This is a genomic window from Paenibacillus sp. MBLB1832, assembly GCF_032271945.1.
GTDB lineage: Bacteria > Bacillota > Bacilli > Paenibacillales > NBRC-103111 > Paenibacillus_E > Paenibacillus_E roseopurpureus.
Genome location: NZ_CP130319.1, coordinates 2,997,928 through 3,018,188 on the forward strand (window position 1 = coordinate 2,997,928; position 20,261 = coordinate 3,018,188).

The window sequence follows — 20,261 nt, forward strand, 5'->3', positions numbered from 1 at the left end:
TATATTGTCGAATGAGTATCCATAAAAAAATGAGAAAACCCCTCTCCATTTGAGGAGAAGGGCACACTTTCGCCTATTTTTACATGCAGCCAGCTGCTGCACGGTACGGTCACTTGCGGCTCTGGCAACGGTACGCCACAGAAAATAATAACGGTTTATAGGTGAAATAGATTGTATCTACATTCATATTGGGAAACTCCTTTCGTAAGCGTTGTTGCCGGACCCTATTACCCTTTCTTCTATTGACAATTAAGCAGACGATTTTGTGACACCTATTCGGATTTACCCACCAAACAAAGTGTCTAAAACACTGCCTAATTTCCCAGTTTTGTGACCTCGCAGCACGTCAGGATCAAAAACTTCAACAAACCCGCATTGCCTGCATGAAACAAAAAGATAATGATGATGCTGAATATCGAAAAGTTTGCTGAATCCCGTGCCAGTCATAGCTACTTCATTGACGTTGCACTCTGTATGCTTACACTTTGAGCAGGAGAAACGCTGTGAGATGATTTCTTCTAAGCTTAAATTATTAAGCTCTTCTTCTTCCCAAGTATCGGTTTCTTGCTTATTCAACTCATCGAAAGAATCAACTTCATCTTCCTTCTCTGATACGTTCAAATGATGATGATACACCTCTTGCTTGCAACTCGGACAAACATCGTTCACTAGTTCCATCTGATCCTGACACCATGGACATTCAACCATCGTGGTCCTCCCTTCGTCTAGGCCCGAATATTCTCTTCCATACATTACCATCCTCCGCTTCTCTATAGCAACTGATCGTTTGCAATATCGTGGGATAAGGCATTTCATATCAGTGAACTTGTCCCCTGATACGTGACATGAGACAATAGAAATAAGTACATGAAACATGGAGGCGATTCACGATGTCTGAACAATCTACAACCATGGAAATTGGGATTAGCACCTTTCTAGAAACTACACCGGATTTACAAACAGGAGCCATCATGAGTCATGCCGAGCGTTTGCGAAACGCTGTTGAAGAAATTGTGCTAGCCGATCAGGTCGGATTAGATGTATACGGTATCGGTGAGCATCATCGTGCGGATTATGCAGGCACATCACCTGCCGTTGTGTTAGCTGCTGCGGCTTCCGTTACGAAGCGCATTCGACTTACCAGTGCAGTAACCGTGCTTTCTTCGGATGATCCTGTTCGGGTGTATCAAGCTTTCTCCACGTTGGATGGATTATCAAATGGTCGAGCCGAAATTATGGCAGGACGCGGATCGTTCATTGAATCCTTTCCATTATTCGGATACAGTTTGGATGATTACAACGAGTTATTTGAGGAAAAATTGGACCTTTTACTGAAAATCCGTGAGTCCGAAAAAGTCTCCTGGCAAGGCAATTTCCGACCGGACATTCCCAATCTTGGCGTGTATCCAAGATCTGTTCAGAGTCCGCTGCCCGTATGGATTGCCAGCGGAGGTAATTCAGAATCCGCCATACGCGCCGGATTGCTCGGCCTTCCAATCGCCTTCGCCATCATAGGCGGAATGCCGGAAAGCTTTGCACCGCTTGTTGCCCTATATAAAGAAGCCGCGCGTCAGGCTGGACACAATCCCGACACGCTGCAAATCGCGACGCATTCGCATGGTTTCATCAGCGACACATCGGATCGTGCCGCTGAACTGTTCTTCGCGCCTACGCAAGCGCAGATGAATGTCATCGGCCGGGAGCGCGGCTGGAGCCAGCCTTATTCCCGCGCGACGTTCGATGCAGCTCGCAGCATGCGCGGCGCGCTCTATGTCGGCGACTCCGAATACGTAGCAGAGAAGATCCTCCTTCTACGCAAAAACTTAGGTGTGACGCGGTTCTTTCTTCACCTCAATGTAGGGACGATGCCGCATCGTGAAATGCTGCATGCGATCGAGCTGCTCGGCACGAAAGTCGCGCCGATTGTGCGTAAGGAGCTAGCGAAAGGCTAGTACTTGGGACGCAGCGGGTTAATCGACTTTTTCGACTAACTCACTCAAACAAAAACCTAGCCCGCGGCACCACACCGCTGACTAGGTTTTTCCATCTAGATATATTGTTCCACTCTGAGACATCACTATAACGCTTTCCTTGTCATCCCTATCCAACAAAGTGCATCAAAATTTGATTAAAGCGGTCGCGCTCCTCCCAGAATCCGCCATGTCCGCTGTAGTGAAAAGGAACAAGCCGAGAATGCGGTATTTGCTTATTCATCTCAAGCGCTTGCTGATACGGAATAACATGGTCATGAATGCCATGCACAATGAGCGTTGGAGCTTCAATACGGCTTAAATCGGCAGATACGTTCTCATCCCGAAGCATACGAATGACGGCGGCCGTTGACCAGCTGGCAGCCTCAAGTCCCATCTGGACAAACCAATCCGAGAATCTCGGCGTAATGTACTGGAAGAAGAATTGGTCCGTCACATTTTGCAGCATCGCAGGGCGATCATTCGCATTTTCATACAGGAACTTTCTTGCAGTTTCAGGTGTAAAGCCGATTGGTGCTGCCGCATCGATTAACACAAGCTTCTCAACCCCATGACCGTGGTATTTAGACATGTAACGAATCGCTATAGCGCCGCCGGTCGAATGTCCTGCTAGTGTAATACCGTCAAGCTTCAAGGTTTGGATGACCGAGTATAAATCATCTGCTAAGCGATCATAGTTGTACCCGTCATATGGTTTATCGGATTGTCCGAACCCTCGCCAGTCCAACCCGATACAGCGGTATCCCTGTGCAGGCAGCACATTGAATTGATACTCAAATTGGGAATGGGAAAGCGGCCATCCGTGAATAAACAGGATGGTTCGTTTTCCTTTTGGATTTACATCTTCAACAAACAATTTCACGCCCTCTTCGACCTGAACATAATACCCCATGGTTGACGCCTCCGAAAAGAAATTCACATCTATCCGATAGGGTATTCAGCTAGGCGAATATCGGTGCGCGGGCAGGTTAGCGTATCCATTACTCTGGTTTTTGGTGATTCGTGTACACACCGACGACAGAAAGAATCGCAGCTACACCATTTGCAACCGCATTCACAGTCTCATCTGTAAGCAGAGTAACGCCGAATGCATCCAGAATCAATTTTGCTGCTCCTAATAATCCTAATGCTAATGTGTAATAGTTCGTTTTCAAAAGTCTCACCACCTTTCTGCTGCAGATACTACAGTGTATGTGAGACTAGCTACTCTCGACCTGACGAATGGCAGCCATCCAAACGCACAAAAAAATGCTGCACCCCACTGGGGTACAGCATAAACCATTTTACACGTCTTATTTACTCGCTTCTGCGATCACTTTATAGACCGATGACACATACGTGACTGCCTTCGCTTCCGTTATGACTTGCGGATACATCATATCCGGTTCTGGATTGCGTAAAGAATAGCGGACAACCGCTTGCCCATCCTCTTGAAATTGAATACTGTCAATGACGAGCCCGTAGCCCCCATTCGGCTTCATGCCGCGCGAAAGCGTCACTTTGTTCACGTCTTCATTCACTTTCTCAATGGAAACACTAACTACTTCTTCTTGGGGTACCTGCCTATGTTTTTCCAGCACTTGAATGGCGTTATAGAGCCAAGTCGCGGCTTCTCCTCGTGTAAGTTCGCCCTTTGGATTGAATTTACCGTCTCCATCCAGAGCGGTAATTTTGTACAGCAGCAAGCGCTGAATCGTACCTTGATCGTCTACCGTCAATTGATCTTCATCCTTGATGGGGATATACATTTTGACAAGCGGGAACTGCCCTTTTGTCTCCAATGCTTGAACTAACAGATGGCCAAACTGTTCACGCGTGATCGTTGCGTTCGGATTCACATCCTTCGGGATGTCAAGGTTGTGATAGTGTGCAATGATGAAAGCATCTGCATACCAGGCATCATTCGGGATATTCGTATAGCTATCTGAGGCTAACGGCTGTTTGATGAAACGAATGTGATCCAAATTCAAATTCAAGCCTTTGACGATCATTTGCACACTCTGAGCATAACTAATTTTACCTTTTGGCACAAAATGCTCAGAATCAAATCCGCTGACGATCCCCCGTTCTTTCAACGTTAGAATCGCATGGGCCTGTCCTTCTTCAAGGTCAGTAAATGCATACGCAGATCCTAAAGTTAAAGAGCTGCATAACAAGACTGAAAGCGCGACAGCTGTTAGTTTTTTCATAAGAAAACTCCTCTCTTTCGTCCAAGGATAATTAGAAATGGTAAGTTGGACCATTTGCCTTGATTACCCTTCAAACGTGAAGACCGGCCGAAATGTTGCAATACGTGAACATCTTTTATAAGGACTGAAGGAGTTGCAGTAATGCCTGGGCATCTTCGTGCTCTGGGGATTGCACAAGGGTAGACTGTGCGAAACGCATCGCTTGTTCATCTTCGCCTACTTCGTAATAACAGACCGCCATTTCGTAAAGTACACTCACATCTTGACCCAACTTTGGCTGCGTCCGCTCATAGTAGGGCAAGGCTTCCTTATACATCTCCATCTGGTATAACAATACCCCACACGCCAAGGCAACATCCGTGTTTCCATCCATAGGATAATAATGTACCCACATCCGTTCAACTCCTTGCATAAGTGCCATCCATTCATGTTCTTTACCATCAGGAATTAACTCAATGAGACGCTTTGTACACGGAAGCAGAAATTGTGTATCATAGCCGCTTAATCGCCACATCGCAAGAATCTGAGGCATCGTCATGGATGTGATCTGTGTATCCAACACTTCTTTTAGACTAAAAAAATCGTCTGGGCCGTACTGATTGACATACTTCTGGTAAGCCAGCTGGGTCAACCCATAGCTTTCAGGCTCCGGAGTTGCGAGCAAGACTCCCACGTTCAGATAGGTGTAGGGATGTTGAGTAAATAAAGATTGGGCACCGCGAGACTCAAAGACCGATCGAAGGGCATGATAATTCGCCGTTAGCGAGAAGCTGCCATGATGAATGAGCTTAGGAGGTTCATTGAACTCCCAGCTTTCCAAGCGATGATCCCCTTTATCTGCGGTCAAGAGTACGAAGCCAGCTTTCGATAAAGCCTGCAAGCGAGTCAAGCAAGTTAATCCCACTTCAGGCAGCAAAATATGTGAATCCGTCATATGCTCGCGATACTCGTCCAATAGTTGACGGTACGGATACGCTTCATTGTTATAAATATCATTTTTTACATACTCGTAACTCCCTACGACTTCTTTTAACTGATCAGATACACTTAATTGGCCAGCATCCGCTGGAAATTGCAAGGAAATTCGACAGTCGTATACTTGCCCATCTTCGACGTAAATCAATTCTTGCGGAATGCTATCGAAAAAATAATTCGCAAGCAGAACGAGCGGCTGTCTCAGCGAACCTTCGCGAATTCGCCCTCCTGCATGCTGCAAGACGATCATGTGATCCTGAACCGCATCGAAGACGGCAAAATCTAATATCCCCCGCTCCACAAAAGGCGCGAAGGCGACATGTTGCTGCCAGAAGGCAACATTTTTCGCTGCCAAATCGCTCATCACATACAAATAAGGCGGCAATGGAATCCCCGCAGTGTCGGTAAGCTTCGTTAATTCCTGTAGCACATAAAAGGCAAACTGACCAGAACCCGCTCCCAACTCAAGAATAACGACGCGTTCTTTGACAAAACCATGTCTAGCTCGATCTTGCAGAAAACCGAATACCATCTCTGCATAGGCGGTCGCCATTACCCGATTGCTCGTAATATACTGAGGAACATCCCCGCTTTGCCAAGCGGCTTCTCCCGACTCTTCATAATATGTGCGCTGCAGATCCCAAATGGGCGCCTCACTAAATCGATATGTACGCTGCACTGCGTCTGACATCCAACTACCTACTTCCTTTCCGAACACATTTCCAAGGGTGCTCCCCTCTATGTCGAGCCGCACGCGATTAGGAGGAACAGGCTGGAGTTTCCGAAGTAGGATTAGCTCGCAGCCAGTTTAAGATATCGTCTAAGGTTCGAACAGGTACGATTCGCAATTGTGGGGCACCTTTTCTCGCATCAGCCTCATTCTCTACAGGGACGAAGAAGACATCCGCATTCGTGCGGCTTACCGTGTACGCTTTCTGAACTAACCCGCCAACAGGTCCAACGGAACCATCTGGTTCAATTGTACCCGTCCCTGCCACATGATGCCCATAAGTCACGCCGCACGGCGTCAGTTGATCAATGAGCGTGAGGGCCAGCATTGCGCCATGCGAGGGGCCGCCTTCATGCAGCAAATAATTGTGATACGATACCCCATCAGGTATATCATAATGCAGCTCATTGGCAATCATAATACCGATTGAGGCGCGGGATGGATCATCCGTACTTGCTCGTGTTGTGACTTTGACTTGCATCGACTTTTGGTTGCGAAGCAGTGTCAAAGTAATCGATTCCCCTGGTTTTATCGCCTTCATTTGCTCGCTAAGCTCGCTAACCATCGTCAGCGGATGCCCATTGAAAGCAGTTAACACATCACTGGGCTGCAGAACCTCTGCCGCCTGCGTTCCTTGCAAGATCGCCGTAATTCTAACGCCTTCTGACGTAATTCCTTTGCCTAAACCGACCTTGTGGAAGGCGATCGCACTGCCTGCGGCATTCGCATCTTCCTTCATGGCACGCACTTCCAGGTTATATTCGCCTAGAGACATGCCTAGATTTTGAATTTCAAAGTCATAATCTTTGAATAGCTTCGCATAGATCCAATCGATTGGAAACGCGGGGCGCTCGAAGATGAGCACACCCGAGATATCGCCATGCGTAGAACCGCCCTCTGCTTGCACATAACGATTCATATTGAGCGTTAGTCCAGGGTATGTCGCTAAGTAGGAAGTTGGCCAAAGCATCACAGCTAACAGACCTGCCATCACTACGCCTACGAGCAGACTATGTAACGGTACTTTGCGCCGCCTACGTTCGATGATAACCATATCTACAAGCACGAGGATGAAGCTCAAGATGAAACTTGTCGCTGAGTATTCCAATTTCTTAGGTATTCCTATTACAAACATGGCCGTAAGCAAACAAATAATGCTTTGCATACCCAAATACAGCTTCATTACAAGTGATTGCGAAGAAATCAGGCGATGAGTTGCCACAATCATCCATAACAAGGGAACGCAAGCCAACCCATAAATCAACCAATCAATCAGATCAATCCAATATACGTGAGCTCCCCATCTGAGTGGATCTGGCAGCCAGACCAGCTCGCCAATCACAACGAAAATCAGAAGGAGTCCCATGCCCCACACGTACAATCTTTGAGAGCGTGCCATCACACACTTCCTTCTCACAGCCATTGTGCTATGTTTCTTACGCTTCGTTCAGCACCTTCACAACTTCGTCATAAGGCAGCTTACCACCGAAAATATCCAATGCACTTCCCACGGTAATATCTAATCTTCCTTGGGACAACTCTCGGAATAACGCCAGATCCTCAAACGATCTTGCACCGCCAGCATACGTGGCTGGTATTGTCACCCACTGCGCTAACGAGGAGACTAGGCTTTGCTGAATCCCGCTCTGTTTCCCTTCTACATCAACCGCATGAATAAGAAACTCATCACAATATTGCTCAAGATAACGGATCGTTGTTTCGTTCAGTTCCACATCACTTAACAGTTTCCATTGATTAGTAGCGACATACCACTTGCCGTCCTTCTCTTTGCAGCTCAGATCAATGACCAATTTCGATTTGCCAATTGCAGCAACTATTCGTTCTAGATTGTCTAGATTCAACTGTCCGTCTTTGAAAATATAGGAGGTCACAATTACATGGGATGCCCCATGCGCCAGGTACTCCGCTGCATTCTCTGCGTGAATGCCCCCTCCAATTTGCAGCCCGCCTGGGTACGTTTGCAGCGCTCGAACCGCCTCTTCCTGATTACCGCCACCCAGCATAATCACATGTCCGCCAGTTAACCCATCACGCTTAAACATCTCCGCATAGTAGGTAGAATCATATGAAGACACGAAATTCTCTACAACCGGCTGACCCGCTTCCCCCAGTGTTTCACCAACAATTTGCTTCACTTTCCCATGATGTAAATCGATGCAAGGTCTAAATTTCATGAATGCTTTTCCCCTTCAACTCATGCAATTTGGTATGATTTTCCGCCTGTTATTACATAAAAAGCCCTCTAAAGGAGGGCTCCCTACATTTATTGCTTCAAAAATCCTTCTTCAGCCAAATATTCCTGTACTTCTTCATACGTCTCGAACGCGCAATCGAGATTCTCACCTGCATAGATGTACCATAGATCTTCCACGAAGGTTACGCTCAGCTGATTACCGACCTCATCTTCCCATAATTCCTCGGGTTGATCCTCAATCGCATCTGCCACGTGTACCCTGTCTTCCGCGACTGGCGCCTTCGGTTTGTCACTACGCGTTAACGACTGAATCGATTTCGCAATGATGTCTCGGAGCGCTTCCTCCGAGTAATCGCGAATGTTGATCAATCCTTTGGCATCTGCCTTATAACCTGGTATGTACTCCGCGTAGACGAATCCATTTCCGTTCGGATGTAGATGGTAGAGAACTGTCGTCTTCTCATAGTCACTTTCCACATAGTGAAAATTCACCCGGCCTAAGGATACATCCTTCCGCTGCAGCTCCGAAAAGGAGGCGGCGATTCGTATTTTCTCATCAAAACTAAGCATACAAGCCCCCGCAACTTAATCAATCACTTGAATTTTGAACACATTCTCTAGCTTGCCGTCCGCTCTTTTCTTCAGAGGCACTTTAATATCTCTCCCGAGCTCTTTAAAAAACGTATCAACATCGCACTGTACATTGGAAAGTACAACCTTAAATGAACCATCTTGGACGATATTCTGATTCGCTTCAGCAGGCACCGTAATATCCACCGCATATTTCTTCGTCAACGTGTTAATATAACGGCTGAAAATTTCAATAAGCTCCTCATTATTGAAATTCTCGATAACCACTTTTCCCTTGTTAGTAAAATTTAAATGAACGTTCACTTTTCAATGTCCCCTTTTCCTGTACACACTGTAGTTACTGTTGGGTCAAAGCCTGCATCGAACGATTCTTGCTTCATATCTATTCTACTTGTATATAGGGTAATGAAGCAACACTAACGCCAAATTCATTTTTTCACACTAAAAAAGAAGCAGGTTTTCCCTGCTCCTTTCCTTACACATATAGCTCTATTATGCCTCAAGGAAATAAATTCTACGCACGATGGTATTAAGACTTCAGCTGAACACGTCGCAATCGGGTCTGGTAGCGTGAGATGGAAATCATACGATATTCACCAAATAAGAGGATCCGCTCGCGCACCTCAGCTGGAAATGAATAATGATATAACTCCAACTGATCGTCAAGTTCATTATACCAAGGCAATAAATTCATTTTTATAACCAAAACACGCGTACTCACACCGAACTCCACCTTCTCGTCGCAGGTTGCGCATTGTGTGCCATCTACATTTCTTGCTCCGTTCCTTGACTTAATAAAAACTTAGCATATTGCATCGGCGTCTCGTACGTTCGATAAAATGTTTTATCCAGTTTCAAATGCTTATATTGATAACGCTGGTCACGGCCGTTCACTTCGATTAGCCAGATGTCACCTTGATCGTCAATTCCGATATCCATCCCCACATCTGATATTGAGGGAATTTGCCCACTCAAGCTCTCAGCAATTTGCAGCGCTGCTTGCTCCACCTCTTCACGCTTCTTTCTTGGATCAAAGCCGCTTGCCACGAATAACGTCTCGCAGCGCATCGCGGTTCCGCCCCGTGCCAAATTCGTAACATGCCGGTCCTTGGCAGCAACTTTGCCAGCAATTCCCGAGACTTGCCATACCCCTCGATCACCGCGTTGGACGGTTACCCGCAGATCATAGGGTCTGCCTTCATGCATCGCAAGAGAAATGGCTTCCTGGATCAAGTACTTTTTCCCTCTCGTCTTCTGCAGGATGAAATCATATGTCTTCTGCGCATCCAGCAATCGGGGGACTTGATCTTGCCAGCACACCTGCCATTTCGCATCAGGCATAGCCGTAACTCTCAGAATCCCTTTACCTACAGAACTGCTTGTCGGCTTCACGAAAAAGGACGGATAGGTCAACAACGCTTTAATCAAATTGTTAAACGAACAGGTTATCGTTTTCGGCAAAAAATCCGTAGCATCCTTCTGTTTACGTAATAACCGGTGAATGAACAGCTTATCATAGCGGGTTTGACCATTGAATATATGACTAATTTTCGCCATTTGCTGTATTTTTCGCTGCGAACTCATGGTCAGTGTCATGGCCCGATTATGGATTACTTTAGGGATAGGCAAGCGTTTCAACATGTACGTATGATTCTCATAGCTCAAACCTAAAGCCGATTTGGTACCCACATGCCTTAATGTCATATAGAAAGGGATTAGGCCGAGCTCTTCAGCCGCTTTATTGTAAAGCTCAATACTTTCGTACCCGGTCTGATGGCGGAGTATGCCTTTGTAGGTTGGGTAAGCTAGAAGAATTCCTATCACATTAAGCACAATTTCACCTCATCCAGTTGAGTTACCACCATCCTCTACTATATGCACATTTCACCCTATTGGTTAGTTGGAATACTGGAAAACAAGCTAGGCAGATATTGAGCTTCGGGTTTGACTCGTTCGTTTTGAAGTGCTACAATTTCCCTTAATTTAAACTTATCCTGCTCGTTTTCCTTCATTTTACGTCTCGGTATACAGGAATCATTTCTTCTTAACTCCTAGGAAACGAAATGAAAATTAGGAAAAGAGGATCCTTCTATGACTAACTCATTATCAGGTGCTGGACAACAACAAACACAAGCGCAGCATCAGAAAATAACACGTTTGAAATTTGCACGCCGAATTCTTTTCATGATCATCGGTACAATCCTTGTTTCGGTCGGTTTAGAAATTTTTCTAGTACCCAACCACATCATTGACGGCGGTATTGTCGGGATTTCCATTATTCTATCTCATCTATCCAGCTTTCCAATCGGCTTATTTCTCGTTATCCTCAATCTGCCCTTCGTCCTACTCGGGTATAAACAAATCGGGAAAACCTTCGCCATCTCTACAACCTTTTCCGTTATTCTAATGTCGATAGGTACCACGCTCTTGCATCCTGTTCAGGCGATTACGATTGATCCGTTATTAGCGGCCGTTTTCGGCGGCATTATTCTCGGCATCGGTGTCGGGCTTGTTATTCGGTCTGGCGGGTCGCTCGATGGAACGGAAATCATTGCGATTTTGTTCAGCAAAAAAATGCCCTTCTCTGTAGGCGAAATCGTCATGTTCTTCAACTTATTCATACTAGGTAGCGCAGGCTTTGTCTTCGGTTGGGATCGGGCGATGTACTCACTTATTGCGTACTTTATTGCTTTCAAAATGATTGATATTACGATTGAAGGACTCGATCAATCCAAATCCGTTTGGATTATCAGTGACGAATATGCGAAAATCGGCGATGCCATTACGTCCCGACTTGGACGGGGCGTTACGTATTTAAAAGGCGAAGGGGCCTATACCGGCGATGATAAAAAAGTCATCTTCAGCGTCATCACGCGGCTGGAAGAAGCGAAATTGAAATCCATTGTCGACGACCTGGATCCCAAAGCCTTCTTGGCGATTGGCAACATCCACGATGTCAAGGGCGGACGGTTTAGGAAGAAGGATATACATTAGGCTGGTGCAGCCGAATGCGCGTAATGAAAAGAGACCCATCTTCTCGATTGTTGAGAGGATGGGTCTCTTTTTTGTTGGTTACAAGGATAAGAGTGGCGATATACATACATCTGTACCTTGCGAGGTTACTTGTGAGTGTACCTTCCAGCACGTTGTAGTTCATACAACATAACGCTCATTGTAGGCACCAAGTAGCCAATCTTGTTGTACTTTTTGCAAAATGGTGCCACCACTTGCCAAATTGGGAGCTGCGTTATGAATAATACGTCGTCAAATCGACCTTCTGTCCGAGCTTCGCACTCTCCAGTGCGCCTAACACCATGGCCATGCTCCGAATGTTGTCGCGGCAATCGGTCTCCGCGCGGCGGCCTTCGGCCAGCGCCGCGAACATCTCGTCCATGCAGCCCGCATGGCCGCTGCGACCACCCCAGTTCACGTCCGCGTCCACGCGCGTGAACTCGCGAAGGAACTTGCCGGCTTGATCGCCGTCAGCAGCGACAACTTCCGCGTACGGCGCATGCGCACCGTCCCAGAGCGCCGTGCCCTTCTCACCCGTCACGCGCCAGTCCGCCTCCCACGAGGTTGGCGCCCCCTCCGCGCACCACGAGCCGCGGTAGCAAAACACAGAGCCGTCGGTCATCTCGAAGATAATATCCAACACAAGATACGCCGCAGCAGCTGTTATTGCTTCTTCCACATCCGTATATACCGAGCATGTCAGCCCATGACGCTCTGCCATCGTTTGAGCGAACTCCGTCTTGATATCGACGAGTCCTACAATGTCACAATCTGGCCGCTGCTTGATCTGTTCCACCCACATTTTGGCCATATTGCTACAGCCAACAACCACCATACGATAAGCACTTATCGAGATAAAACCTCCATCATTTCTAGCATATCTGTACATGTAAGCGCATACGTATTTCTGACTACATAAACATTTGAAATAAATCAAACATGAAGTGCATGGCCTCTTCCTCATCTTTGCCCCTTGTGAGCAAGCGCAGAGTGGTACCTGCTTTGATCGGAATTAACAACATGCCAATCACGCTTTTCACATCTACCTTATGGTGCATGTCATCATAGTGAAAATCCAACGTGATATCTGAGATAAAGTGAGATGATTTCGCTGAAATACCCGTTAAATCGCTTCGCTCTAGATCTTTCGCAATCCTAAATTCATGTACACGCATAAGGATCGACTTCCCTTCCATGACATCTGACGGTTTGTGATTTGCTGCTATGTGTGGTATTATACAAAGATTATGATGTAAAGTGAAGTGTTGATTATGCCTAATTTTGCTAGTTTACTAGATTCCTATAGGTTACAAATAAGCCCCATCCCTCGACGATCCGTCGAGGGATTTTTTTTCCTTCGGGAAACACTTCTGCAGGAGGTCATCATTCATGCATACTAACAACAAGTCTTCCGTTTGGGCCATATGGCTCTCCTTGATCAGCAACATTTGTCTAACGCTTATCAAAATTGTTATCGGTCTCATCTTCCACAGCGAAGTCTTACTGGCGGACGGTGTTCACAATGCTGGGGATATTATTGCGACCATTGCCGCGCTCAGCGCCATGCAAATCTCAAAGCTTCCAGCCGACGAAGATCACCCTTACGGCCACGGCAAAGCCGAAGTGCTTGGCTCCGGTTTTGTTGCCTTTATTCTTGTGCTTGCTGGCGGTTATATCGGCTATCACGCCATTGCTGCGCTCTTCCATGAGCCTAGCGAGCCTAGTCTGATCGCTTTCATCGCCGTCGCTGTTTCCGTAATATGGAAATACGCTCTCTATGTATACACGATAAGAATTGGTCGCAGCACGAATAGCAAAAGCTTGATAGCAACTGCCAACGATCATCTGGCGGACGTCTACGCATCGCTTGCGGCTGTTCTCGGTATTGGCTTGGCATTCATCGGGCAAGCGAACGACATTCACTGGCTAGCTTACGGTGACACTGGCGCTGGGGTTATTGTCTCCCTGCTCGTTCTGAAGCTGGGCATCGAAATGGCGAAAGAAGCATTTGACATCCTGATGGAAAAAACCGTCGATCAACATAAGCTGTCTGAATTTACAGCGTTGATTGCGGCGGTTCCAGGCGTGAAGCGTATTGATCGTGTGCGCGCGCGTGAGCACGGACATTATATTTTGGTCGATGCGCGAATCTCCGTGCCTGGTGATCTAACGATCCAACAAGGACACGACATTTCTCGCGTGATTAAGAAATCCATTATGGAGAAGCATCTCGATGTCGACGAAGTGCTGATTCATTTGAACCCTTGGTACGAAAGCTAAAGCAACCTACACATAGTTCACCGTTGTGAACATCCCGCCTGTGGGCTTCGTCATGTTGTTGGACGTATGATGCGGCATATGACAATGAAGCGGCCAGACGCCTGGATTTTCAGCGGTGAACTCGATATCGACAGTAACGCCGCTCGGCACGAGCACCGTATTGCGCAGCTCTCGATTATACGTAGGAATCATATTTCCGTCCACGGCTGTGACCCAGAATTGATGTCCATGGAAATGAATCGGATGCGCGTTCATCCCCACATTCGCGAAACGGACACGCATCTCCTCCCCATATCGAATGGTAAGCGGCGAAGTATGCGGAAAGCAGCGGCCATTCATCGTAAAAAAGTTAAATGACTCTGTCATCGTCTCCAATTCGTAATGCCCTGGCTTGACGACACCTCGCTCCATCCCTTTCAGATAAAACTCCTGCAATTGAATGAAATAGTCCCGCCCAACCCTGCATTCATACGGGTCCTCAATAATGAAGCCGCCAACAAGGCCCATTAATTCTTGATGCGATGTATTCACATGCGTGTGATACATATGGGTTCCTGGCCCATTCACAATTTGGAAATGATAATCGAAGTATTGGCCTTGCTCAATATACGGAGAGGGCTCCACGGCAGGCACGCCGTCCATCCGATTGGGAACATCCAGCCCATGCCAATGCACACTCGTTGCTTCTGGCAGTCGATTATGTACGCGAATCGTCACCCAATCACCTGGATAGACACGTATGGTTGGCCCAGGAATGCTGCCGTTGTAGCCCCACCCTTTTAGAAACACGCCAGGCAATATTTCACGATCAACCGGCTCAGCGACCAATTCGAAAAATTTCACCCCTTGCAGATACACATAGCTAAGATCATACAGATCCGGCGATACAACCATGCACATCCCTCCCGTTCAACGATCCATACTTCAATGTATGCGCCTCGCGATGGGATTACCCTGCAATTGCAAATCCTAGTTACCGTCAAAGAAACGCTTATAAGCGCCGTAGCCTTCCTTCTCCAGCTCCGCATAAGGAATGAAGCGCAGCGCTGCTGAATTAATGCAATAGCGCAGTCCATTCGGTCCTGGACCATCATTAAACACGTGACCCAGATGCGAATCCGCCTCATGGCTCCGTACTTCAGTCCGAACCATGAAATGACTGGTATCGACCTTCTCCTTCACATGACCTTCAAATAAAGGCTTCGTGAAGCTCGGCCAACCGCAGCCAGAGTCGAATTTGTCAAAGGACGTGAACAGCGGCTCACCCGAAACAATATCTACGTACAGCCCCTTCTCGTGGTGATCCCAATATTCATTTTGAAAAGGGCGCTCTGTCCCGTTATTTTGCGTAACCTCGTATTGAATCGGAGTCAGTTGACTCTTCCGCGCTTCCTTATCTCTAGCCGTATTCCAGTGCTTCGCAATGTACGCATCACGGCCTGAGCCTTTGCGGTACGCTTTGTAGCGCAGCGGATTTTTGTGATGATAATCCTGATGGTACTCCTCCCCTGGGTAAAATGCTTCTGCTTCTATACGCACGATCTCTGTTACGATTGGTGAATCGAAGCGCCCGCTATCTTGCAGCGCCTGCTTAGATGCTTCCGCTTTCGCATGCTGCTCATCACTATGGGTGAAAATCGCTGTTCGGTACGACGACCCCCGATCATGGAACTGTCCGCCTGCGTCGGTTGGATCGATTTGCCGCCAGAACGTGTCTAACAATTTCTCATACGGATACAACGCTGGGTCAAATGTAATCTGCACCGCTTCCGCATGTCCTGTCGTCTCGGAGCACACTTCCTGGTAGGTTGGGTTTTTAGTATGTCCGCCAATGTACCCAGATACGACCGAAATGATGCCTGGCAGTGACTCAAAAGGCGTCACCATGCACCAGAAGCATCCTCCTGCAAATGTTGCTTTATCTATAAGAACTTCGTGTTGATTGTCCGTCATTGCTAACGCCACCTTTCGTTTAAGTTATTTCACTATCATATCAAAAGTTGCCGCTTCCGCCAAAACGAAAGAACACCATTCATCGAAATGAAGGTGTTCTTCTCTACAATTTGGTTATGCCGCCTACATGTTGTTGAAAATATCCGTCAACACAGGCACGATTTGCGATTTACGGGATACAACGCCTTTGAGCAGCGCTTTGTTGTCAACCAAGCTGACGTTGTACGCTTTCTCAACAGCCTCCGCTTTACGTCCAAGTGCAAGACCTACAGAGTCATTGTTGAGGATATCGGTTACGACGAACAAGAACAAGTCAAGGTTTTTCTCAGCGATGATCGCTCCAAGTGCCGTTTCGATTTCCGCTTGTTGGGAAAGCACATCGTTCACATCAACCGCATTGACTTGTGCGATTTCTGCTTTGTAAGCCCCCATTTGGAATTCTTTCGCATCCAAGGAAATCAATTGTGCGACCGTTTTGTCGCTAAGATCTGCGCCGGCTTTCAACATACTCAAACCGTACTCTTCTGCGTTTACGCCAGCAATCGCTGCAAGCTCACGAGCAGCCGCAACATCTTGCTCCGTGCAAGTCGGGGATTTGAATAGCAAGGAATCTGAAATGATGGCGGAAAGCATCAAACCAGCGATATTGGGATCGATGGAAACACCGTTTTCTTTGTACAATTTATTAAGAATGGTTGCTGTGCAACCAACAGGCTCAGCACGATAGTAAAGCGGGTGGCTCGTCTCAAAGTTCGCAATACGGTGGTGGTCAATCACTTCCACAACACGTACTTGATCGATGTCGTTAGCACTTTGTTGGCGCTCAACATGGTCAACCAAAATCACATTTGCCGCTTCGTTCGCAACCGTTTGAACTTCACGAGGTGGCGCAACTTTAAAAGTGTCAAGCGCGAATTGTGTTTCGCCGTTAACGGAACCAAGACGAACAGCCTCTACTTCCTGACCTAATTTTGTTTTCAAGGCAGCGTAAGCAATAGCGGATGTGATTGAATCTGTGTCTGGATTTTTATGTCCGAAAATAAGTGTTTTTGACATGGTACGACTCCTTAAATGACATATTTTAGTAATAGCAGTTAACTTCACTATATACGATTATACTCAAAATGCTCGGCAAATCCACTATTTAACGTGGAATGTCACGAAAAGCACATGAATTGATTGACGAAAGAAGGAACGAGCTTCTAGAGCTTACTCTCTCTGTGTTAGCTGTTCCACCCACTCTTCAAAAGGCTTCTGGCTATCGACAACGATGCGATGCAATTGCAGCCGCGGCTGCTCCGAAGTGGCCCAGCCGTCTAATGTCGTGAAGGCGTACCGGAATTTCGCCTTGCGGAGAATACGCAGCGTTGTGCGGTTATACTCGCCAAACGGATAAGCGAACGTATCCGCCGGCTTGGCAAGGTTACGCTCAATGAGGGCGCGCGAGGCCAGAATCTCCTCGCGCTGCTCTTTCTTGCTGAGCTTCGGCAGATGCGGATGCGTCACCGTGTGTGACGCGACATCCCAGCCTGCTGCGCTCAGCTGCTTGATTTGCGGCCAGGTTAAATACCCTGGCGTGGAGATGAGGCCCGTCGACACGTACAATGTCGCGGGGTAGCCGTGCTTCTGGAGGATGGGCAGCGCCACCTCCGCATTGCTGGCATAACCGTCATCGAACGTGAGCAGCACGGGGTGTGGCGGTGACGGTTGCTCGTGCCCCATGACGCTGGCGAATTGCGCCAGCGTCAGCGGCGTGTAGTGATGCGCGGCCAAATAGTCCATTTGGCGCGCAAACGTATCGGGGCTGAGCACGTACGGGTTCCCGTGCTCAGCTCCGATGCTGTGGTAGTTCAGCACGGGGATGGCGATCCCGTGCGGTTTGGCCTCCGCCGTGGCCCCGGAGGCTAGGGATTGTGCTGGCGCTACGAGGCAGACCAGCAGCAGGCACGCGAGTGCGCGCGCGAAGCGCGCCGTGCGCGGGTTACTCTTTTGCAGCCGAAAGCTCATAGGTTGCCTATCCTCTCATCGAATATTCATTATCGATAAGGCTCTCCTATGCCGCCTGCAAATATGCAAAATATCCCAACACGACTGCGAGATGACGTTCGTGAAGAACACTATTCTCTCAACTCCACCTGGGGGTATCGTCAGGAAATGATGCACTTTTGCAGGATTACGCTTGCATGTTACTTATTTAGTGCCTGATAAATGATGATTTGGCTAGTTCGTCGGTTGGTCGGTCGCCTGGCGATTGGCGGCCTACCCCTCCGCCAGCGCGATCAACTTATTCACCGTCTCCCAATTCCGAGTTGTAGCGGAGACGCCTAGCTTCTTCTCGATGAAATTGTTGCTGAATTTGGAGTCGCCGTAGTTCTTGCGAATGAGGACATATACTTCGCGTCCTTGCACTTGTAGCTCATCAACTGGATTTTGCGTTGCAAGTAATTTGGCGATTACGGCATCCGTTGGTGAAGCAGACAGGAACGTCACATAGCGCTGTTCGTTCGCAGTTTCATCTACATGAGCATACGGCGAATATGCTACTACTTCTTGTAACTCTCCCGGCGTTCGGATGATAACTGGGATATCAAACGTCAGTTGTGTCAGCAATTCTTGACGAATGCGATCAGCAAGCACCTCTGCTTCTCCCTCAGCCTCGCTATCAAAAATCACATTCCCACTTTGGATATAGGTGCTCACATGCGTGAAGCCCATGGATTCAAACAGCTGCTTCAGCCTGTCCATCTTAATCATTTTCTGACCGCTGACGTTAATCCCCCGCAGTAAAGCGATATAGCGAGACATCTTATTTCCTCCTTAACTACTTCCTTTTTGTCTTAATTCCCCCAAACTATCCATCCAGTATAGCATAGCCGCAATTGTTTGCATCCACAGACATCACATTTGATTTTCAATATCTTCCAATATCATTTATACTATGGTCAATTACTTCTGCGATGAAAGGATGGAACACTTGAATGCCGCCTGCAGCAACGAATTATGAAATCGCACAAGTCTGTTTACTCGTTGGCAAAATCATGCTGGAAAACGGCGGTGAAACCTATCGCGTGGAGGACACCATGTCCCATATTGCGGAAGCTTTTGGTATTGCGAATTCGCACAGCTTCGTCACACCGACGGGCATCATTTTCTCGATTGATGGTCCTGAGCAGACGACACGTTTGATTCGTATATCTTCCCGCTCCACTGACCTGCGTAAAGTTACCGTTGTTAATGCCGTCTCTCGTCGGATTAGTCAAGGCGAGCTTACCCCGAATGAGGCATATGCGCTGCTTGAATCCATTCAAGCTGATCAAAGGAGGTATCCATTGTGGGTCCAAATGCTGGCCGCAGCGATCGCAAGCGGATGCTTTCTCATCATGTTTCAAGGCGCGTGGTCGGACTTCCTCCCCGCTTTCGTGGCTGGCGGCCTCGGCACATTCGCACTTGCTTATTTCCATCGCCTCGTTCCGATCAAATTTTTCGCGGAATTTCTCGCTTCCCTGCTTATTGGATTCATTGCCTATCTTTCGGTCAAAACAGGGTTTGGACATAATCTTGATACGATTATTATTGGTTCCGTCATGCCGCTTGTTCCTGGGCTTCTCATCACGAATGCTGTTCGTGACTTGATGGCCGGGCATTTCGTTTCTGGCGTCTCCAAAGGCGCCGAAGCCTTCCTAACGGCATTCGCCATAGGCGCAGGGGTCGCATTTGTTTTAACATTTTATCCAGGAAAGGGGTTCTAGCATGGAGATGTTGGAGCAGCTGATTACGAGCTTCATTTCGACGTCCGCATTCGGCATTATTTTCAATGTCCCGCGAAGAACGCTTGTGCAGTGCGGGTTCGTCGGCATGGTCGGCTGGATGCTCTATTTCTCGTTTCAGAAAGCATCGGTTGACCCCATTTTAGCTACCTTAATCGCAGCTTTTGTGGTGACGATCGTCTCTCAATTTTTTGCGAAAATGTACAAAACACCCGTCATCGTATTCAGCGTGTCTGGGATCATTCCGCTAGTTCCAGGCGGACTTGCTTATGACGCGATGCGGAATGTCGTCCAGAATCATTACGATGTTGCAGTTCAACTTGCCGCCAAGGCATTTCTGCTATCTGGTGCCATAGCCATTGGGCTTGTGTTTTCCGAGGTCATTCATGTCCTCGTGCGGCGGTCACGCACATAAGTTAACGTTATTAACTATCGGAGATCTGTGTTCTATAGGAATTACCTATAACTTCATCCTTTTTCCGTCTTGGATTTTTTCTTTCTTCCCCTTTACACTAAAGCCATCGAGACATCCCAATTCGTGGAAATGGAGTGAAGTAC

23 protein-coding genes are annotated in these 20,261 nt (G+C 47.5%); 5 read left to right on the top strand and 18 right to left on the bottom strand.

The features are described 5' to 3' along the window. Positions 1–282: 282 nt before the first annotated feature. Positions 283–678: a zinc ribbon domain-containing protein gene (locus MJB10_RS13290; protein ID WP_314795345.1), complete on the bottom strand. Its 396-nt coding sequence runs from the start codon at positions 676–678 to the stop codon at positions 283–285. Positions 679–911: 233 nt separating this feature from the next. On the opposite strand from MJB10_RS13290, the gene MJB10_RS13295 reads away from it, so the two are divergent. After that, entirely contained in the window at positions 912–1,952 is a 1,041-nt protein-coding gene (locus tag MJB10_RS13295; protein ID WP_397386633.1) for an LLM class flavin-dependent oxidoreductase, read from the top strand. Positions 1,953–2,100: 148 nt separating this feature from the next. Here the strand turns inward: MJB10_RS13295 and MJB10_RS13300 are convergent, their stop codons facing one another. From MJB10_RS13300 to MJB10_RS13345, 10 genes are all read right to left on the bottom strand, one after another. Beyond that, positions 2,101–2,883, bottom strand: coding sequence for an alpha/beta fold hydrolase (locus MJB10_RS13300; protein ID WP_314795347.1), 783 nt, complete (start codon positions 2,881–2,883; stop codon positions 2,101–2,103). A gap of 88 nt (positions 2,884–2,971) precedes the next feature. Further along, positions 2,972–3,145, bottom strand: a complete 174-nt coding sequence (locus tag MJB10_RS13305) for a hypothetical protein (protein ID WP_314795348.1) — start codon at positions 3,143–3,145, stop codon at positions 2,972–2,974. Positions 3,146–3,283: 138 nt separating this feature from the next. Then, positions 3,284–4,180 carry an S-layer homology domain-containing protein gene (locus MJB10_RS13310; RefSeq protein ID WP_314795349.1) on the bottom strand — a complete coding sequence of 299 codons (897 nt, stop codon included), beginning with the start codon at positions 4,178–4,180 and terminating at the stop codon, positions 3,284–3,286. A 115-nt stretch (positions 4,181–4,295) separates the two neighbouring features. Then, complete coding sequence (locus tag MJB10_RS13315) at positions 4,296–5,846, bottom strand: tetratricopeptide repeat protein (protein ID WP_314795350.1); 1,551 nt, start codon at positions 5,844–5,846, stop codon at positions 4,296–4,298. A gap of 67 nt (positions 5,847–5,913) precedes the next feature. Further along, positions 5,914–7,284: a S16 family serine protease gene (locus MJB10_RS13320; RefSeq protein WP_314795351.1), complete on the bottom strand. Its 1,371-nt coding sequence runs from the start codon at positions 7,282–7,284 to the stop codon at positions 5,914–5,916. A gap of 37 nt (positions 7,285–7,321) precedes the next feature. Then, the gene (gene hisA, locus MJB10_RS13325) at positions 7,322–8,080 is read right to left on the bottom strand and encodes a phosphoribosylformimino-5-aminoimidazole carboxamide ribotide isomerase (protein WP_314795352.1); all 759 of its coding nucleotides are present in this window, start codon (positions 8,078–8,080) and stop codon (positions 7,322–7,324) included. An 89-nt stretch (positions 8,081–8,169) separates the two neighbouring features. Further along, a complete protein-coding gene (locus tag MJB10_RS13330) occupies positions 8,170–8,670 on the bottom strand; it encodes a hypothetical protein (RefSeq protein ID WP_314795353.1) in 501 nt (166 codons plus the stop codon). A gap of 15 nt (positions 8,671–8,685) precedes the next feature. Then, the gene (locus MJB10_RS13335; protein WP_314795354.1) at positions 8,686–8,994 is read right to left on the bottom strand and encodes a hypothetical protein; all 309 of its coding nucleotides are present in this window, start codon (positions 8,992–8,994) and stop codon (positions 8,686–8,688) included. 226 nt (positions 8,995–9,220) lie between these two features. Next, complete coding sequence (locus MJB10_RS13340) at positions 9,221–9,385, bottom strand: hypothetical protein (RefSeq protein ID WP_314795355.1); 165 nt, start codon at positions 9,383–9,385, stop codon at positions 9,221–9,223. Positions 9,386–9,456: 71 nt separating this feature from the next. After that, positions 9,457–10,524, bottom strand: coding sequence for a YheC/YheD family endospore coat-associated protein (locus MJB10_RS13345; protein ID WP_314795356.1), 1,068 nt, complete (start codon positions 10,522–10,524; stop codon positions 9,457–9,459). Between the two features lie 258 nt (positions 10,525–10,782). Between MJB10_RS13345 and MJB10_RS13350 the strand changes: the two genes are divergently transcribed. Further along, positions 10,783–11,685 (top strand): YitT family protein, encoded by a 903-nt coding sequence (locus MJB10_RS13350; protein ID WP_397386532.1) that lies wholly within the window; start codon positions 10,783–10,785, stop codon positions 11,683–11,685. 253 nt (positions 11,686–11,938) lie between these two features. On the opposite strand, the gene MJB10_RS13355 is transcribed toward MJB10_RS13350, so the two are convergent. Beyond that, positions 11,939–12,592, bottom strand: coding sequence for a Gfo/Idh/MocA family oxidoreductase (locus MJB10_RS13355; protein ID WP_314795357.1), 654 nt, complete (start codon positions 12,590–12,592; stop codon positions 11,939–11,941). A gap of 22 nt (positions 12,593–12,614) precedes the next feature. Next, positions 12,615–12,899, bottom strand: coding sequence for an HPr family phosphocarrier protein (locus MJB10_RS13360; RefSeq protein ID WP_314795358.1), 285 nt, complete (start codon positions 12,897–12,899; stop codon positions 12,615–12,617). Positions 12,900–13,092: 193 nt separating this feature from the next. Here MJB10_RS13360 and MJB10_RS13365 point away from each other — a divergent pair, with 193 nt between their 5' ends. Beyond that, positions 13,093–13,983 carry a cation diffusion facilitator family transporter gene (locus MJB10_RS13365; RefSeq protein WP_314795359.1) on the top strand — a complete coding sequence of 297 codons (891 nt, stop codon included), beginning with the start codon at positions 13,093–13,095 and terminating at the stop codon, positions 13,981–13,983. A 6-nt stretch (positions 13,984–13,989) separates the two neighbouring features. Here MJB10_RS13365 and MJB10_RS13370 read toward each other — a convergent pair whose 3' ends face one another. The 5 genes from MJB10_RS13370 to MJB10_RS13390 form a co-directional block, all read right to left on the bottom strand. Further along, the gene (locus MJB10_RS13370; RefSeq protein ID WP_314795360.1) at positions 13,990–14,877 is read right to left on the bottom strand and encodes a multicopper oxidase family protein; all 888 of its coding nucleotides are present in this window, start codon (positions 14,875–14,877) and stop codon (positions 13,990–13,992) included. A gap of 75 nt (positions 14,878–14,952) precedes the next feature. After that, positions 14,953–15,936, bottom strand: coding sequence for a peptide-methionine (R)-S-oxide reductase MsrB (gene msrB / locus MJB10_RS13375; RefSeq protein ID WP_314795361.1), 984 nt, complete (start codon positions 15,934–15,936; stop codon positions 14,953–14,955). A gap of 123 nt (positions 15,937–16,059) precedes the next feature. Next, a complete protein-coding gene (locus tag MJB10_RS13380) occupies positions 16,060–16,992 on the bottom strand; it encodes a manganese-dependent inorganic pyrophosphatase (RefSeq protein ID WP_314795362.1) in 933 nt (310 codons plus the stop codon). Between the two features lie 153 nt (positions 16,993–17,145). Continuing rightward, positions 17,146–17,943, bottom strand: coding sequence for a polysaccharide deacetylase family protein (locus MJB10_RS13385; protein ID WP_314795363.1), 798 nt, complete (start codon positions 17,941–17,943; stop codon positions 17,146–17,148). Positions 17,944–18,195: 252 nt separating this feature from the next. Further along, positions 18,196–18,741, bottom strand: a complete 546-nt coding sequence (locus MJB10_RS13390; RefSeq protein ID WP_314795364.1) for a DUF1697 domain-containing protein — start codon at positions 18,739–18,741, stop codon at positions 18,196–18,198. Between the two features lie 173 nt (positions 18,742–18,914). Here MJB10_RS13390 and MJB10_RS13395 point away from each other — a divergent pair, with 173 nt between their 5' ends. Further along, positions 18,915–19,685, top strand: coding sequence for a threonine/serine exporter family protein (locus tag MJB10_RS13395; protein ID WP_314795365.1), 771 nt, complete (start codon positions 18,915–18,917; stop codon positions 19,683–19,685). Position 19,686: 1 nt separating this feature from the next. Continuing rightward, positions 19,687–20,118 (top strand): threonine/serine exporter family protein, encoded by a 432-nt coding sequence (locus MJB10_RS13400; protein ID WP_314795366.1) that lies wholly within the window; start codon positions 19,687–19,689, stop codon positions 20,116–20,118. Positions 20,119–20,261: the final 143 nt, after the last annotated feature.

Bases quoted from the DNA above. Each gene is read 5' to 3' on its own strand.
- MJB10_RS13390 (WP_314795364.1), bottom strand. From the start codon at position 18,741: ATGTCTCGCTATATCGCTTTACTGCGGGGGATTAACGTCAGCGGTCAG.
- MJB10_RS13300 (WP_314795347.1), bottom strand. From the start codon at position 2,883: ATGGGGTATTATGTTCAGGTCGAAGAGGGCGTGAAATTGTTTGTTGAA.
- MJB10_RS13290 (WP_314795345.1), bottom strand. From the start codon at position 678: ATGGAACTAGTGAACGATGTTTGTCCGAGTTGCAAGCAAGAGGTGTAT.
- MJB10_RS13360 (WP_314795358.1), bottom strand. From the start codon at position 12,899: ATGGAAGGGAAGTCGATCCTTATGCGTGTACATGAATTTAGGATTGCG.
- MJB10_RS13385 (WP_314795363.1), bottom strand. From the start codon at position 17,943: ATGAGCTTTCGGCTGCAAAAGAGTAACCCGCGCACGGCGCGCTTCGCG.
- MJB10_RS13365 (WP_314795359.1), top strand. From the start codon at position 13,093: ATGCATACTAACAACAAGTCTTCCGTTTGGGCCATATGGCTCTCCTTG.
- MJB10_RS13355 (WP_314795357.1), bottom strand. From the start codon at position 12,592: ATGTACAGATATGCTAGAAATGATGGAGGTTTTATCTCGATAAGTGCT.
- MJB10_RS13380 (WP_314795362.1), bottom strand. From the start codon at position 16,992: ATGTCAAAAACACTTATTTTCGGACATAAAAATCCAGACACAGATTCA.
- MJB10_RS13370 (WP_314795360.1), bottom strand. From the start codon at position 14,877: ATGGTTGTATCGCCGGATCTGTATGATCTTAGCTATGTGTATCTGCAA.
- MJB10_RS13315 (WP_314795350.1), bottom strand. From the start codon at position 5,846: ATGTCAGACGCAGTGCAGCGTACATATCGATTTAGTGAGGCGCCCATT.
- MJB10_RS13320 (WP_314795351.1), bottom strand. From the start codon at position 7,284: ATGGCACGCTCTCAAAGATTGTACGTGTGGGGCATGGGACTCCTTCTG.
- MJB10_RS13395 (WP_314795365.1), top strand. From the start codon at position 18,915: ATGCCGCCTGCAGCAACGAATTATGAAATCGCACAAGTCTGTTTACTC.
- MJB10_RS13295 (WP_397386633.1), top strand. From the start codon at position 912: ATGGAAATTGGGATTAGCACCTTTCTAGAAACTACACCGGATTTACAA.
- MJB10_RS13340 (WP_314795355.1), bottom strand. From the start codon at position 9,385: ATGAATTTATTGCCTTGGTATAATGAACTTGACGATCAGTTGGAGTTA.
- MJB10_RS13310 (WP_314795349.1), bottom strand. From the start codon at position 4,180: ATGAAAAAACTAACAGCTGTCGCGCTTTCAGTCTTGTTATGCAGCTCT.
- MJB10_RS13400 (WP_314795366.1), top strand. From the start codon at position 19,687: ATGGAGATGTTGGAGCAGCTGATTACGAGCTTCATTTCGACGTCCGCA.
- MJB10_RS13350 (WP_397386532.1), top strand. From the start codon at position 10,783: ATGACTAACTCATTATCAGGTGCTGGACAACAACAAACACAAGCGCAG.
- MJB10_RS13330 (WP_314795353.1), bottom strand. From the start codon at position 8,670: ATGCTTAGTTTTGATGAGAAAATACGAATCGCCGCCTCCTTTTCGGAG.
- hisA (WP_314795352.1), bottom strand. From the start codon at position 8,080: ATGAAATTTAGACCTTGCATCGATTTACATCATGGGAAAGTGAAGCAA.
- msrB (WP_314795361.1), bottom strand. From the start codon at position 15,936: ATGACGGACAATCAACACGAAGTTCTTATAGATAAAGCAACATTTGCA.